This window comes from Pseudomonas sp. Pseusp9 (genome assembly GCF_059491265.1).
The window spans coordinates 4,498,981-4,512,727 of sequence record NZ_CP168500.1; the positions used below are offsets into that span (position 1 = coordinate 4,498,981).

The 13,747-nt window shown below is 60.0% G+C and carries 15 protein-coding genes; 14 read left to right on the forward strand and 1 reads right to left on the reverse strand.

The genetic code is table 11. The annotated features are described in order from the left end of the window. The first annotated feature begins 31 nt into the window (after nucleotides 1-31). The 4 genes from ACEN8E_RS20370 (at nucleotide 32) to ACEN8E_RS20385 (ending at nucleotide 5,014) form a co-directional block, all read left to right on the forward strand. On the forward strand, nucleotides 32-763 hold the full coding sequence (locus ACEN8E_RS20370) for a capsule biosynthesis GfcC family protein (RefSeq protein WP_495589617.1): 732 nt from the start codon (nucleotides 32-34) through the stop codon (nucleotides 761-763). Then, a complete protein-coding gene (locus ACEN8E_RS20375; protein ID WP_495589618.1) occupies nucleotides 760-2,859 on the forward strand; it encodes a YjbH domain-containing protein in 2,100 nt (699 codons plus the stop codon). The genes ACEN8E_RS20370 and ACEN8E_RS20375 overlap by 4 nt, the downstream gene beginning before the upstream one ends. Further along, nucleotides 2,856-3,239 carry a VanZ family protein gene (locus ACEN8E_RS20380; protein ID WP_495589619.1) on the forward strand — a complete coding sequence of 128 codons (384 nt, stop codon included), beginning with the start codon at nucleotides 2,856-2,858 and terminating at the stop codon, nucleotides 3,237-3,239. The genes ACEN8E_RS20375 and ACEN8E_RS20380 overlap by 4 nt, the downstream gene beginning before the upstream one ends. Nucleotides 3,240-3,448: 209 nt before the next feature. After that, nucleotides 3,449-5,014, forward strand: a complete 1,566-nt coding sequence (locus ACEN8E_RS20385) for a methyl-accepting chemotaxis protein (RefSeq protein WP_495589620.1) — start codon at nucleotides 3,449-3,451, stop codon at nucleotides 5,012-5,014. A 187-nt stretch (nucleotides 5,015-5,201) separates the two neighbouring features. On the opposite strand, the gene ACEN8E_RS20390 is transcribed toward ACEN8E_RS20385, so the two are convergent. Further along, complete coding sequence (locus tag ACEN8E_RS20390) at nucleotides 5,202-5,879, reverse strand: alpha/beta family hydrolase (protein WP_495589621.1); 678 nt, start codon at nucleotides 5,877-5,879, stop codon at nucleotides 5,202-5,204. 93 nt (nucleotides 5,880-5,972) lie between these two features. Here ACEN8E_RS20390 and ccoN (ACEN8E_RS20395) point away from each other — a divergent pair, with 93 nt between their 5' ends. The 10 genes from ccoN (ACEN8E_RS20395) (at nucleotide 5,973) to ACEN8E_RS20440 (ending at nucleotide 13,717) form a co-directional block, all read left to right on the forward strand. Beyond that, nucleotides 5,973-7,397 carry a cytochrome-c oxidase, cbb3-type subunit I gene (ccoN, locus tag ACEN8E_RS20395; protein WP_495589622.1) on the forward strand — a complete coding sequence of 475 codons (1,425 nt, stop codon included), beginning with the start codon at nucleotides 5,973-5,975 and terminating at the stop codon, nucleotides 7,395-7,397. A 10-nt stretch (nucleotides 7,398-7,407) separates the two neighbouring features. Beyond that, nucleotides 7,408-8,016 (forward strand): cytochrome-c oxidase, cbb3-type subunit II, encoded by a 609-nt coding sequence (gene ccoO / locus ACEN8E_RS20400; protein WP_495589623.1) that lies wholly within the window; start codon nucleotides 7,408-7,410, stop codon nucleotides 8,014-8,016. Between the two features lie 3 nt (nucleotides 8,017-8,019). After that, nucleotides 8,020-8,223, forward strand: coding sequence for a cbb3-type cytochrome oxidase subunit 3 (locus ACEN8E_RS20405; RefSeq protein WP_429366576.1), 204 nt, complete (start codon nucleotides 8,020-8,022; stop codon nucleotides 8,221-8,223). Beyond that, nucleotides 8,220-9,173 carry a cytochrome-c oxidase, cbb3-type subunit III gene (gene ccoP / locus ACEN8E_RS20410; protein ID WP_495589624.1) on the forward strand — a complete coding sequence of 318 codons (954 nt, stop codon included), beginning with the start codon at nucleotides 8,220-8,222 and terminating at the stop codon, nucleotides 9,171-9,173. The genes ACEN8E_RS20405 and ccoP (ACEN8E_RS20410) overlap by 4 nt, the downstream gene beginning before the upstream one ends. Nucleotides 9,174-9,655: 482 nt before the next feature. Continuing rightward, nucleotides 9,656-11,098 (forward strand): cytochrome-c oxidase, cbb3-type subunit I, encoded by a 1,443-nt coding sequence (gene ccoN, locus ACEN8E_RS20415; RefSeq protein WP_495589625.1) that lies wholly within the window; start codon nucleotides 9,656-9,658, stop codon nucleotides 11,096-11,098. After that, the gene (ccoO, locus tag ACEN8E_RS20420) at nucleotides 11,098-11,706 is read left to right on the forward strand and encodes a cytochrome-c oxidase, cbb3-type subunit II (protein ID WP_009042961.1); all 609 of its coding nucleotides are present in this window, start codon (nucleotides 11,098-11,100) and stop codon (nucleotides 11,704-11,706) included. The genes ccoN (ACEN8E_RS20415) and ccoO (ACEN8E_RS20420) overlap by 1 nt, the downstream gene beginning before the upstream one ends. A 5-nt stretch (nucleotides 11,707-11,711) precedes the next feature. Beyond that, complete coding sequence (locus tag ACEN8E_RS20425) at nucleotides 11,712-11,897, forward strand: CcoQ/FixQ family Cbb3-type cytochrome c oxidase assembly chaperone (protein WP_003175465.1); 186 nt, start codon at nucleotides 11,712-11,714, stop codon at nucleotides 11,895-11,897. After that, nucleotides 11,894-12,871 carry a cytochrome-c oxidase, cbb3-type subunit III gene (gene ccoP / locus ACEN8E_RS20430; protein ID WP_111282311.1) on the forward strand — a complete coding sequence of 326 codons (978 nt, stop codon included), beginning with the start codon at nucleotides 11,894-11,896 and terminating at the stop codon, nucleotides 12,869-12,871. The genes ACEN8E_RS20425 and ccoP (ACEN8E_RS20430) overlap by 4 nt, the downstream gene beginning before the upstream one ends. A 181-nt stretch (nucleotides 12,872-13,052) precedes the next feature. Further along, nucleotides 13,053-13,307 (forward strand): type II toxin-antitoxin system Phd/YefM family antitoxin, encoded by a 255-nt coding sequence (locus ACEN8E_RS20435; protein ID WP_495593362.1) that lies wholly within the window; start codon nucleotides 13,053-13,055, stop codon nucleotides 13,305-13,307. Then, nucleotides 13,307-13,717 (forward strand): type II toxin-antitoxin system VapC family toxin, encoded by a 411-nt coding sequence (locus ACEN8E_RS20440; protein WP_495589626.1) that lies wholly within the window; start codon nucleotides 13,307-13,309, stop codon nucleotides 13,715-13,717. The genes ACEN8E_RS20435 and ACEN8E_RS20440 overlap by 1 nt, the downstream gene beginning before the upstream one ends. Nucleotides 13,718-13,747: the final 30 nt, after the last annotated feature.

Sequence of the window (13,747 nt, forward strand, 5' to 3'; positions counted from 1 at the left end):
CTCTTCCTGGCTGCTTTGCTGCAGCCTGCTCATGACTTTTGCCGCAAATGCCGACTCGTTGGTCACGGTGCAGGGCGATGCCGCCAAGCCCGGGCGTTACTCGATTGTGGATGGCACGCGCCTGCATGACGTGCTGCTGCAGGCTCAGGTAAGCCCCAAGGCTTATTTGCTCGGGGCCGCCTGGTTGCATACCCCTCTGCGAGATGCGCAAGAACGCCTGAAAGTTGGTGTTCTTTTCGATCTGTCGACCTTGCACAGTAATGCGCTAGTGGGCGATCAGCCTGGGTTGGCAACGCTTGCCGCGCGCCTTCGCGACAAGGTGCAGGCCATGCCGGTGACCGGACGCCAGGTCGCCCAACTTGACCCGGTGCAGGTTGAATTGAACCGCGTTAATAACCGTTTCCTGAGTGACGGCGATGTACTGCTTTACCCGCTTCGCCCATCCACGGTTAGGGTCGAAGGCGCGGTGCTGGGTGAGTGCGAATTGCCGTTCCAACCGTTACAGGCCGCGATCGACTATCTCAAGGCTTGCCCGCGCGATCCAAACGCTGATGCCGATTGGCTGTTCGTGATTCAGCCTGACGGCCGGGTATTCAAGGATGGCGTGGCTCTGTGGAACGAAACCACATCCGTACCACCTGCCCCAGGCGCACGCATTTACGTGCCGGTGCACAACAGCAAACAAGGCGATCCCACGCCTGACCTGAATACCGAACTGGCTGCCTTCATTGCCACCCAGCCATTGCTGGAGGTGAAGCCATGAAGTATCACTTGATCCCTTGCTTGCTGCTGGGTTGCAGCACGTGGGCGGGGGCAGAGCCGCGTTATACCCAGAATGACTTTGGTGGCGTGGGGTTGCTGCAAACGCCTACTGCGCGCATGGCGCCTGCGGGCGAGTTGTCACTGAACGCTAACCGTACCGATCCCTACAGTCGTTACAGCGTGTCGTTTCAGCCGTTTGATTGGTTGGAGGGTTCGTTCCGCTATACCGCTATCACCAACCGCGATTATGGTTCGGAAGACTTGAGTGGCAACCAAAGCTTCAAGGACAAGGCGATCGACGCAAAAGTGCGCTTGCTCGAAGAAACCCACTGGATACCCCAAGTTGCGCTAGGCGCACGAGACATCGGTGGTACCGGCCTGTTTTCCAGCGAGTACTTTGTAGGCAACAAACGTTTCGGCGATTTCGATCTCAGTCTCGGGCTCGCCTGGGGTTACATTGGCAATCGTGGTGACATGGACAACCCACTGGGTTGGATAGATGACAAGTTCGACACTCGCCCGGATTCGACGGGCTTGGTTGATACGTCCGGTGGCTTCAATGCAAACAGCTATTTCCGAGGATCACCGTCCTTCTTCGGCGGTATGACCTATCAAACCCCTTGGGACCCGCTGTCGCTCAAGCTGGAATATGAAGGCAACGACTACCAGCACGAGCCCCTGAAAAACAACCAGATCCAGGACTCGCCAATCAACCTCGGCTTCGTCTTCAAAGCCAACGACTGGATCGATCTGCACGCTGCCTGGGAACGCGGCAACACCGCGATGTTCGGTATCACCATGCACACCAACTTCGCCACCCGCAAGGCGCCGACCAAAAGCTTCGACCCGAAGCCTGAACCTGTGTCCGACACCAAACCCATGGTCGCACCGCAAGATGTGCAGTGGGCCGGTGTCGCCAAGCGCCTGCAAAACAACGCGGGCTATACGGTTTCGCGCATCACCCAGCGGGATTCCGAGGTGATCGTCTATGGCGAACAGGGCCGTTATTTCCACACGCCGAAAGCCGTGGGCCGCGCTTCGCGCATTCTGGACAACAGCGTCAATGACGAAATCGACTGGTTCACCATGGTCGATACGCGCTACAGCCTGCCGGTCGAGGAAGTCAGCCTGCCGCGCGATACCTTCCGTGAAGTGGTGCAAGAGGATCGCCCGCTGGAAGACCTGCGCCGGGTGACCGAGATGAACGTCCCGGTACCGCATCAGGAAAAGACCCTGTTCGAGCAAAAACCTGACCCGCTCAGCTATGGCTTGGGCCTGGGTTACAAGCAAAACGTCGGCGGCCCCGACGGGTTCCTGTTGTACCAGTTCAGTGCGGACTTGACCGGCGAGTATCGCTTCAAGCCTGACCTGTGGTGGAGCGGCACCCTGAGCGCGAACCTGGCGAACAACTTCGACAAGTTCAAGTACGACGCACCTAGCGGTCTGCCGCGTGTGCGTACCGACCTGCGCCAGTACATGACGACTTCGGAAGTCACCATGCCGACCTTCCAGATGAACAAGGTCAAACAGCTGGATCAGGACCTTTACGGCATGCTGTACGGTGGCTATCTGGAATCGATGTTCGCCGGCGTCGGTGGCGAAGCGCTGTATCGTCCGATGGGCGAGCGCTGGGCGGTGGGTGTGGACATGAACTGGGTCAAGCAGCGTGACTTCGATCAGGGCTTTGGTCTGCGTGACTACAGCACCATCACCGGCAATGCCACCCTCTACTATCGCAGTTCGTTCCAGGACATTCTCGGTGCGGTCAGCGTTGGGCGTTATCTGGCCAAGGACTACGGGGTTACCGTGGACTTGTCTCGCGAATTCAACAATGGCGTGCGTTTCGGTGGCTGGGTAACGGTGACCAATGCGACCTCGGAAGAGTACGGCGAAGGTAGCTTCGGCAAAGGCATTTACTTCTCGATTCCGTTCGACGAGTTGATGGCCAGCTCCACCACCCGCCGTGCCAGCCTGGCCTGGACGCCACTGACCCGTGACGGTGGTGCCGCACTGGCGCGCAGCTACTCGCTGTATTCCCTGACGGAGCGTCGCAACATCGACCTGTTCCACAGCAACTTCTACAAGGTCACCGAATGAAGCAGCGAATCCTGCGAGCCCTGCCCAAACTGGCGTTTCTCGTGATCCTGTTGGTGCTGTGTTTCGCCGGTATGCGTGGCGAGCCAGTGCCCCAGGTGTTCGAGAATCAGGACAAGCTGCATCACTGGGCAGGTTTTGCCTGCCTGACGGTGAGTGCATGGCTGGCGTTCCCCGGCACGCGGTTGATCTGGTTGTTGTTCTGGCCGTTGGTGGGCTCGATGGTGATTGAGCTGGAACAGAGCTTCATGCCGCTGCGCAGCGCGTCATGGGGTGACATGGTGGCCAATGCCACGGGCGTGACGTGCGGTATGTTGGTGATTCTGGCGTGGCGCGGGTATCGGAACACCAAGCTTAAAAAGGCATCCGCCCTCACGTCGTGAAGCGCTAGCCGAGCTTCTGTAGGAGCGAGCTTTCTCGCGATGGTCTATCAGACAACATCAACGTTAACTGAACGACCATCGCGAGCAAGCTCGCTCCTACAGTGTTTTTGTGTCCCCCCCTTTGGCACAACATCGGCTGTTGAAAAATAAACTCAACAAATCCTCCCCCCCGCCGATACGCTGTCAAAGCCTCACGGATTGAAACCGCCATGCGTAACAACCAGCCTATTACACAACGCGAACGAACCTTCCCCGCTCAGCAACGGTTGATTTCCACCACCGATGCCAAGGGCATGATCACCTACTGCAACGATGCCTTCGTTGAGATCAGCGGGTTTTCTCGTGATGAGTTGATTCGTGCGCCGCATAACCTGGTGCGTCACCCCGATGTGCCGGCTGCGGTGTTCGCGCACATGTGGGGTACGCTGAAGCAAGGCTTGCCCTGGATGGGCATTGTGAAGAACCGCTGCAAGAGCGGCGATCACTACTGGGTTAACGCCTATGTGACGCCGATCTTCGAAGGCAATCAGGTGATCGGTTACGAGTCGGTGCGGGTCAAGCCCACCGCCGAGCAGATCCGCCGTGCCGAAGCGCTCTACCAACGCATCAATCAGGGCAAGTCGGCTGTTCCCTCCTCGGATAAATGGTTGCCGATGCTGCAGGACTGGCTGCCGTTCATTCTGGTCAGCCAATTGAGCTTCATGATCGGTGCCTCGTTGAACTCCCAATGGGGGTTTGCCCTGGCGGCCGGTCTTTCTGTGCCGCTGGGCCTGATGGGCCTTCAGTGGCAACAGCGTGGCCTCAAGCGCTTGCTGCGCCTGGCCGAGCAGACCACCTCCGATCCGTTGATCGCCCAGATGTACACCGACAGTCGCGGCGCCCAGGCGCGTCTGGAAATGTCCATCCTCAGTCAGGAAGCACGCCTGAAAACCTGCCTGACACGTCTGCAGGACACGGCCGAACACCTGACCGATCAGGCCAGGCAGTCCGATGCCCTGGCGCACAACAGCTCCAGTGGCCTGGAACGTCAACGCGTCGAGACCGAGCAAGTGGCCACCGCGGTCAATCAGATGGCCGCTACCACCCAGGAAGTCGCCAGCCACGTGCAACGCACCGCCGACGCGACCCAGGAAGCCAATCGGCTGACCGGTCGTGGTCGTGACATCGCCGGGGAAACCCGCGAAGCCATCCAGCGCCTGTCGGTGGTGGTCGGTGAAACCGGCGTGACCGTGACCCAACTGGCCAAGGACAGCAACGAAATCGGTGGCGTGGTCGACGTGATCAAAGGCATCGCCGACCAGACCAACCTGCTGGCCCTGAACGCCGCCATCGAAGCGGCCCGTGCCGGCGAGATGGGTCGTGGTTTTGCGGTGGTCGCCGACGAGGTCCGTCAACTGGCGCAACGCACCAGCGAGTCCACCGGGCAGATTCATGCGCTGATCGCCAAGCTCCAGCAAACCGCCGGCACCGCCGTGCAAACCATGGAAGCTGGGCATCGCCAGGCCGAAGAAGGCGTGGCGCGGGTACTGGAAGCGGACCAGGCACTGGTCGGGATCAGCGAAGCGGTGGCCAACATCACCGACATGACCACCCAGATCGCTGCCGCGACCGAAGAGCAAAGTGCCGTGGCCGAAGAAATCAGCCGCAACATCAGCAACATCTCGGAGCTGGCGGACCGGACCTCGGAACAGGCGCAGAACTCGGCATTGCTGAGTGAAGAGCTGACCAAGACCGCCAATACTCAGTATTCGTTGGTGGAGCGGTTTAACCGCTGATTGATGCTGGAAAAAACAAAACCCGGACGGTGAAAGCCTCCGGGTTTTTTATTGCCAATTTGGTTGTAATGTTACCTGGCAGATCGCATTCGCGAGCAGGCTCGCTCCCACAGTGGACCGGAGTGGTACGCAAATCCCTGTGGGAGCGAGCCTGCTCGCGAAGAGGCCCTCAAGGGCATTGAAAATCTCACCGAAGAAATGCAGCCACTCTCTGCGCCGCAGCCGCCAAATGCTGCTCGTGTGTAAACCCGGAAGCCTTCAACGGCTTCAAGTCATGATCCCCCGCCACCAGCCACAACACTTCGATACCCGGCGATAGCGCATAGCCCTCGACCGCCTCACGATTGCCCAGTGCATCGCGCTCGCCCTGGACGATCAAGGTCCGCGTCTTCAGGCCGGCCAAATGCTCGACCCGTGGTTTCTCCGGTTTGCCCACCGCATAGAACGGATAACCCAGGCACACCAGCGCGTCCGCCCCCAACTCATCGGCGAGCAGACTGGCCATCCGCCCGCCCATGGACTTGCCACCCATGGCCAGTGGCCCAGTGACATGGCGTCGCACTTGGGCATGTACCTCGCGCCAGCATTCCAGCAGTTTCGGCGCCGGGTTCGGCGGGCGCTTGCCGCCATCCATGCGCCGCTGCGCCATGTACGGAAACTCGAAGCGCAATACGTTGATGCCTTGAACGGCGAGGCGTGCAGCCATGTTACTCATCCAGTCGCTGTCCATCGGTGCACCGGCGCCGTGGGCGAGGATCAGCGTTGCCGCAGCCTTGCCGGCCGCGGCATTCCACAACCATCCATGATCACGCACGCACTGCGCCCATTGATCCCCGTCAATACCGGCCTTGTGCCCTTTGTCCATGCTTGCCTCGCTTTAGTCTGCCTATAACTCCGGCCGAAGAGTGCACTGCCAAGCGCTGCGCGCTCACTTCGGCTGAACCGTGGATGGGGAACCATGAACACTTCTATCAGTACCGCCTACAACTACAAGGTGGTCCGCCAATTCGCCATTATGACGGTGGTGTGGGGCATCGTCGGCATGGGGCTCGGGGTTTTTCTCGCTGCCCAGTTGGTCTGGCCCGAACTCAACTTCAATTTGCCGTGGACCAGCTTTGGCCGCTTGCGCCCACTGCACACCAACGCCGTGATCTTCGCCTTTGGCGGCTGCGCGTTGTTTGCCAGTTCGTTCTATTCGGTGCAACGCACCTGCCAGACCCGGTTGTTTGCGCCGAAAATCGCCGCGTTCTGTTTCTGGGGCTGGCAGCTGGTGATCCTGCTGGCGGCCATCAGCCTGCCGCTGGGCTACACCAGTTCCAAGGAATACGCCGAGCTGGAATGGCCGATCGACATCCTGATCACCATCGTCTGGGTCGCCTACGCCATCGTGTTCTTCGGCACGATCATGCAACGCAAGACCAAGCACATCTACGTCGGTAACTGGTTCTTCGGGGCGTTCATCGTCACCGTGGCGATCCTGCACATCGTCAACAACATGGAATTGCCGGTCAGCTTCACCAAGTCCTACTCGCTGTACTCGGGTGCCACCGACGCGATGGTGCAATGGTGGTACGGCCACAACGCCGTAGGCTTTTTCCTCACCGCCGGTTTCCTCGGGATGATGTACTACTTCGTGCCGAAACAGGCCGAGCGCCCGGTGTATTCCTATCGCCTGTCGATCGTGCACTTCTGGGCGCTGATCACTTTGTACATCTGGGCCGGTCCGCACCACTTGCACTACACCGCGCTGCCGGACTGGGCACAGTCACTGGGCATGGTGATGTCGCTGATCCTGCTGGCACCGAGCTGGGGCGGGATGATCAACGGCATGATGACGCTCTCGGGCGCCTGGCATAAGTTGCGCAGCGACCCGGTCCTGCGCTTCCTCGTGGTGTCGCTGGCGTTCTACGGCATGTCGACCTTCGAAGGGCCGATGATGGCGATCAAGACGGTCAACGCCCTCTCCCACTACACCGACTGGACCATCGGCCACGTACACGCCGGCGCGCTCGGCTGGGTGGCGATGATCTCCATCGGCGCGCTGTATCACATGATCCCGAAAGTCTTCGGCCGCGAGCAGATGCACAGCATCGGCCTGATCAACGCGCATTTCTGGCTCGCCACTATCGGCACCGTCCTGTACATCGCCTCGATGTGGGTCAACGGTATCGCCCAGGGCCTGATGTGGCGTGCGGTGAACGAGGACGGCACGCTGACTTACTCCTTCGTCGAAACCCTGGTGGCCAGCCATCCAGGCTTCATCGTGCGGCTGGTGGGCGGGGCGATCTTCCTCAGCGGCATGTTGCTGATGGCCTACAACACCTGGCGCACCGTGCGGGCCTCGCAGCCTGCCGAAGTCGCCGCTGCCGCGCAGATGGCCTGAGGAGTCCGCCATGAAACACGAAACTATCGAGAAAAACGTCGGCCTGTTGCTGTTGCTGATGATCCTGGCCGTGAGCATCGGCGGCCTGACCCAGATCGTCCCGCTGTTCTTCCAGGACGTGACCAACAAACCGGTGGAAGGCATGAAGCCCTACACCGCGCTGCAACTGGAAGGTCGCGACATCTATATCCGCGAAGGCTGCGTCGGCTGTCACTCACAGATGATCCGTCCGTTCCGTGCCGAGACCGAACGCTACGGGCACTACTCGGTGGCCGGTGAAAGCGTCTGGGATCACCCGTTTCTGTGGGGCTCGAAACGCACCGGACCGGACCTGGCGCGGGTCGGCGCGCGCTACTCGGATGACTGGCACCGGGCACACCTGTACAACCCGCGCAACGTCGTACCGGAATCGAAGATGCCCGCCTACCCGTGGCTGGTGGCCAATCAGCTCGACAGCAGCCACACCGAAACCAAGCTGCGCGCCATGCGCACCCTGGGCGTGCCGTACACCGACCAGGACATCACCGGTGCCGTCGCCTCGCTCAAGGGCAAGAGCGAAATGGATGCGCTGGTCGCCTACCTGCAAGTGCTCGGCACTGCCATCAAGAGCAAGAGGTGAACCATGGTTGTCGAGATGAGCACTGGAATGATCCGCGGCCTGGGCACCGTCGTTGTCTTCATCGCCTTCGTCGGCCTGACCCTGTGGGTGTTCAACGGCAAGCGCGGTCCGGCATTCGCCGAAGCGCGCCTGCTGCCGTTCGCCGATGAGCCGCAATCCGAAAACAGCAATCAACAAGAATCCGCCGCAAGGAGTACCCGGCCATGACCACCTTCTGGAGTACGTGGATCTGCGTACTGACCATCGGCAGCCTGATCGGCCTGACCTGGCTGCTGATCGGCACCCGCAAGGGCGAAACCAAGGGCAGCGTCGACCAGACCATGGGCCACAGCTTCGACGGCATCGAGGAGTACGACAACCCGTTGCCGCAATGGTGGTTCATGCTGTTCGCCGGCACCCTGGTGTTTGCGGTCGGCTACCTGATCCTCTATCCCGGCCTGGGCAACTGGAAAGGCATCCTCCCCGGTTATGAAAACGGCTGGACCGGCGTGCACGAGTGGGAAAAGGAAATGGCCAAGGCTGACGCGAAGTTCGGGCCGATCTTCGCCAGGTTCGCGGCGATGCCCGTGGAAGAAGTGGCCAAGGACCCACAGGCGCTGAAAATGGGCGGCCGCCTGTTTGCCTCCAACTGCTCGGTGTGCCACGGCTCGGATGCCAAGGGTGCATACGGCTTCCCCAACCTGACCGACAGCGACTGGCGCTGGGGCGGCAGCGCAGAAACCATCAAGACCACCATCATGGGTGGCCGGATGGCGGCGATGCCGGCCTGGGGTGAAGTCCTGGGGGAAGACGGCGTGAAGAACGTCGCCGCTTACGTGCGCCATGGTCTGGCCGGCCTGCCGTTGCCTGCCGACAGCAAAGCCGACCTGCAGGCCGGACAGCAGGCATTCAGTACCACCTGCGTCGCCTGTCACGGGGCAAACGGCCAGGGCACTGAAGCCATGGGCGCGCCGAACCTGACGCACCCGGCCGGCTTTATCTACGGCACCAGCCTGACGCAGCTTGAACAGACGATTCGGCATGGTCGCCAGGGCCATATGCCGGCGCAGAATGAACTGCTGGGCAATGACAAGGTGCAATTGCTGGCCGCGTATGTGTACAGCCTGTCCCACGGTTTGAATACCGAGCGCCTGCAGGCTGAAGACAACCGCAAATAAATCCCGACCGCTCTGCTGCCGCATTCTCCCGGATGCGGCAGTTCCCTGCCCCTTTGCGACCCATTGTCGCACCCTCGCGCAGACTTCCTTTCGGATCCCTGGATTCGGGTCTAAGCTTCCCCCGATGCGGACTGGCCGGTGCCGGTTCCAGGTCGACCCTGAACGATGTGTTCGACGAATCTGCCCGATGACAGGCCGCAAAGGCTGGTAGATACCGGCTGTCGCGCCAATTACCTTCGGTCAGCCAAACGTTGCGTTTGAACACACCCCGTTACATCCGACCTGACCCCCTCGCCTGATCAGTCCGCCGGGATGTTTTGCCCGCGGGCAAATTTGTCCCTACGCGGCGCATGGAAAGGCCGCAGAATCAGCATTTGAAAGCATTGACCCAGGTCATGGCGCGTTGCAATGACCCCCTGCTTTCTCCATACTTGCGGCCGATTTTTAATCCTAATAAAACACCCAAACCGTGGAACCTTAGAATGAGCACAGCAATCAGTCCGACTGCTTATAACTATAAGGTAGTCCGCCAGTTCGCCATCATGACGGTGGTCTGGGGGATCCTTGGCATGGGGCTCGGTGTCTTCATCGCCTCGCAACTGGTCTGGCCGGAGTTGAATTTCGGTCTGCCGTGGACGAGCTTTGGACGCCTGCGCCCGCTGCATACCAACCTGGTGATTTTCGCCTTCGGTGGATGTGCACTGTTTGCCACTTCCTATTACGTCGTGCAGCGAACCTGCCAAACGCGACTGATTTCCGACAGCCTCGCGGCCTTCACCTTCTGGGGTTGGCAAGCGGTGATTGTCGCCGCCGGTATTACCTTGCCGTTGGGTTACACCACCACCAAGGAATACGCTGAGCTGGAATGGCCTATCGCTATTCTGCTGGCCATCGTCTGGGTCACCTACGGTCTGGTGTTCTTCGGCACCATCGTCAAGCGCAAGACCAAGCACATCTATGTGGGCAACTGGTTCTACGGCGCGTTCATCGTCGTGACCGCGATGCTGCACATCGTCAACCACATGTCGCTGCCGGTCAGCCTGTTCAAGTCCTACTCGGCCTATTCCGGTGCGACCGACGCCATGATCCAGTGGTGGTACGGCCACAACGCCGTAGGCTTCTTCCTGACCACCGGCTTCCTGGGGATGATGTACTACTTCGTGCCGAAACAGGCCGAGCGTCCGATCTACTCCTATCGCCTGTCGATCGTGCACTTCTGGGCGCTGATCACCCTGTACATCTGGGCCGGACCGCACCACCTGCACTACACCGCACTGCCGGACTGGGCTCAGTCCCTGGGCATGGCCATGTCGATCATCCTGCTGGCGCCAAGCTGGGGCGGCATGATCAACGGCATGATGACCCTGTCGGGCGCCTGGCATAAGCTGCGCACCGACCCGATCCTGCGCTTCCTGGTGGTGTCCCTGGCGTTCTACGGCATGTCGACCTTCGAAGGTCCGATGATGGCGATCAAGACCGTCAACTCGCTCTCGCACTACACCGACTGGACCATCGGCCACGTACACGCCGGCGCTCTGGGCTGGGTGGCGATGATCTCGATCGGCGCGATCTACCACATGATCCCGAAACTGTTCGGTCGTGCGCAGATGCACAGCACCGGCCTGATCAACACGCACTTCTGGCTCGCAACCATCGGTACCGTTCTGTACATCGCTTCGATGTGGGTCAACGGCATCACCCAGGGCCTGATGTGGCGTGCAATCAACGATGACGGCACCCTCACCTACTCGTTCGTCGAAGCGCTGCAAGCCAGCCACCCTGGTTTCATCGTTCGCGCCCTGGGCGGTGCGTTCTTCGCCACCGGCATGCTCTTCATGGCTTACAACGTTTTCCGCACCGTACGCGCCTCGAACCCGGCAGAAGCTGAAGCCGCCGAACAGATCGTTGTAGTTGGAGCTCACTGATGAAGCATGAAGCAGTCGAGAAGAATATTGGCCTGCTGGCCTTCTTCATGGTCATCGCCGTCAGCATCGGCGGCCTGACCCAGATCGTTCCGCTGTTTTTCCAGGATGTCACCAACAAGCCGGTCGAGGGCATGAAGCCTCGCACTGCCCTTGAACTGGAAGGCCGGGACGTTTATATCGCCAACGGTTGTGTCGGCTGCCACTCGCAGATGATCCGTCCGTTCCGCGCCGAGACCGAACGCTACGGCCACTACTCGGTCGCCGGTGAAAGCGTCTGGGACCACCCGTTCCTGTGGGGTTCCAAGCGTACCGGTCCGGACCTGGCCCGTGTCGGCGGTCGTTACTCCGATGACTGGCAGCGCGCGCACTTGTACAACCCGCGCAACGTAGTGCCTGAGTCGAAAATGCCAGCCTACCCGTTCCTCGTGGAAAACAAGCTCGACGGCAAAGACACCGCCAAGAAAATGGAAGTCTTGCGCACGCTCGGCGTCCCTTACACCGACGAAGACATCGCCGGTGCCAAGGATGCCGTGAAGGGCAAAACCGAAATGGACGCGCTGGTGGCCTATCTGCAAGGCCTGGGCACCATCATCAAAAGCAAACGGTGATCTAAATGGATATCGGGATGATTCGTGGCCTGGGCACCGTAGTTGTCATGGTGGCCTTCATCGGACTGGCTCTGTGGGTGTTCAGCCCCAAGCGCAAGTCGGAGTTTGAAGACGCGACCTTGCTGCCGTTCGCGGATGATCCCGAAGCCATCAAGCACGTCGAGCAAGCTTCTAGGAGTAACAAAGAATGACTACATTCTGGAGTCTGTACGTCACAGTCCTCAGTCTCGGTACGATCTTTTCCCTGACCTGGCTGCTGCTGTCGACCCGCAAGGGCCAGCGCGCAGAACAGACGGACGAGACAGTCGGGCATTCCTTCGACGGGATCGAGGAGTACGACAACCCGCTGCCGAAATGGTGGTTCATGCTGTTCGTGGGCACCATCATCTTCGCATTGGGCTACCTGGCGCTGTATCCGGGCCTGGGTAACTGGAAAGGCCTGCTGCCGGGTTACGGCTACCTCGACAACGAGAAGCAGACCCCGTTCGCCAACGGCCAGACCGGCTGGACCGGCGTTCACGAGTGGGAAAAGGAAATGGCCAGGTCGGACGCCAAGTTCGGTCCGATCTTCGCCAAGTTCGCAGCCATGCCGATCGAAGAAGTGGCCAAGGACCCGCAAGCCCTGAAGATGGGTGGCCGCCTGTTCGCCTCCAACTGCTCGGTTTGCCATGGTTCCGATGCCAAGGGCGCCTATGGTTTCCCTAACCTGACCGACGCCGACTGGCGCTGGGGCGGCGAGCCGCAAACCATCAAGACCACCATCATGGGCGGCCGTCATGCCGTGATGCCTGCGTGGGCTGAAGTGATTGGCGAGCAAGGCGTGGCCGACGTGGCTGCGTTTGTCCTGACCAACCTCGATGGCCGCAAGCTGCCGGAAGGCACCAAGGCCGATCCGGTTGCCGGGCAGAAACTGTTCGCCACCAACTGCGTGGCCTGCCACGGTCCGGAAGGCAAGGGCACACCAGCGATGGGCGCACCGAACCTGACTCACCCTGCAGCATTCATCTACGGTTCGAGCTTCGCTCAACTGCAGCAGACCATCCGTTACGGCCGTCAGGGCCAGATGCCTGCGCAAGAACAGCTGCAAGGCAACGACAAGGTTCACCTGCTGGCCGCTTACGTCTACAGCCTGTCTCACGGCGAGAAGGCAGCGGACGCCCAGTAAGGCAAACGCCTGAAGTAACAAAAAACGGCCCCGCCAATGTGAATTGGCGGGGCCGTTCTGTTTGTTCCGCAGTGCCCAATGGTTTCGACCGATGGTAATGCCCGGCACCTACTTCGAGGTTGTCGATCGCCACACATAGTAGTAACGTTTCTACAAAGCTACTTCAGGAGGGCCAACCATGATGGCCATCACCACAATATCCAGCCGCGAATTCAACCAGGACACAAGTGGTGCCAAAAAAGCCACTCGCCAGGGGCCCGTTTTCATCACTGACCGAGGCAAACCGGCCCATGTGCTGCTAAGCATTGAGGACTACCAAAAACTGACTGGCACCAACGCCGACATCGTTGAATTGCTGGCGATGCCGGACGCAGCAGACATTGAGTTCGAAACCGAGCGCGCCGTTATCAATCATCGCCCTGTGGATCTGACCTGATGTATCTACTCGACACCAACGTGATTTCTGAACTGCGCAAACCGCATGCCGACGCGAACGTCGTTGCATGGGCCAAAAGTGTGATCGCGCCACGCATGTTCATTTCGGCTATCACCTTGAAGGAACTGGAAACTGGCGTCCTGAGAATAGAGCGCCGGGATGCCGCCCAAGGGAAGGTACTGCGCACTTGGCTGAAGCATCATGTCATGCCGGCATTCGATTCCCGCATCTTGCCGGTCGATACGGCCGTAGCCATACGCTGTGCAGGACTGCATGTCCCAGACCGCGCCAATGAAAGTGACGCGTTGATTGCAGCTACGGCGCTGGTTCATGGATTGACCGTCGTAACACGCAATGTCGCAGACTTTCAGTCCAGCGGTGTACAACTGATTAACCCATGGGGCGAATGACCGGCGACATGCGCAAAACCGTCCATAATT

Bases quoted from the DNA above. Each gene is read 5' to 3' on its own strand.
- ACEN8E_RS20370 (WP_495589617.1), top strand. From the start codon at position 32: ATGACTTTTGCCGCAAATGCCGACTCGTTGGTCACGGTGCAGGGCGAT.
- ACEN8E_RS20375 (WP_495589618.1), top strand. From the start codon at position 760: ATGAAGTATCACTTGATCCCTTGCTTGCTGCTGGGTTGCAGCACGTGG.
- ACEN8E_RS20380 (WP_495589619.1), top strand. From the start codon at position 2,856: ATGAAGCAGCGAATCCTGCGAGCCCTGCCCAAACTGGCGTTTCTCGTG.
- ACEN8E_RS20385 (WP_495589620.1), top strand. From the start codon at position 3,449: ATGCGTAACAACCAGCCTATTACACAACGCGAACGAACCTTCCCCGCT.
- ACEN8E_RS20390 (WP_495589621.1), bottom strand. From the start codon at position 5,879: ATGGACAAAGGGCACAAGGCCGGTATTGACGGGGATCAATGGGCGCAG.
- ccoN (WP_495589622.1), top strand. From the start codon at position 5,973: ATGAACACTTCTATCAGTACCGCCTACAACTACAAGGTGGTCCGCCAA.
- ccoO (WP_495589623.1), top strand. From the start codon at position 7,408: ATGAAACACGAAACTATCGAGAAAAACGTCGGCCTGTTGCTGTTGCTG.
- ACEN8E_RS20405 (WP_429366576.1), top strand. From the start codon at position 8,020: ATGGTTGTCGAGATGAGCACTGGAATGATCCGCGGCCTGGGCACCGTC.
- ccoP (WP_495589624.1), top strand. From the start codon at position 8,220: ATGACCACCTTCTGGAGTACGTGGATCTGCGTACTGACCATCGGCAGC.
- ccoN (WP_495589625.1), top strand. From the start codon at position 9,656: ATGAGCACAGCAATCAGTCCGACTGCTTATAACTATAAGGTAGTCCGC.
- ccoO (WP_009042961.1), top strand. From the start codon at position 11,098: ATGAAGCATGAAGCAGTCGAGAAGAATATTGGCCTGCTGGCCTTCTTC.
- ACEN8E_RS20425 (WP_003175465.1), top strand. From the start codon at position 11,712: ATGGATATCGGGATGATTCGTGGCCTGGGCACCGTAGTTGTCATGGTG.
- ccoP (WP_111282311.1), top strand. From the start codon at position 11,894: ATGACTACATTCTGGAGTCTGTACGTCACAGTCCTCAGTCTCGGTACG.
- ACEN8E_RS20435 (WP_495593362.1), top strand. From the start codon at position 13,053: ATGGCCATCACCACAATATCCAGCCGCGAATTCAACCAGGACACAAGT.
- ACEN8E_RS20440 (WP_495589626.1), top strand. From the start codon at position 13,307: ATGTATCTACTCGACACCAACGTGATTTCTGAACTGCGCAAACCGCAT.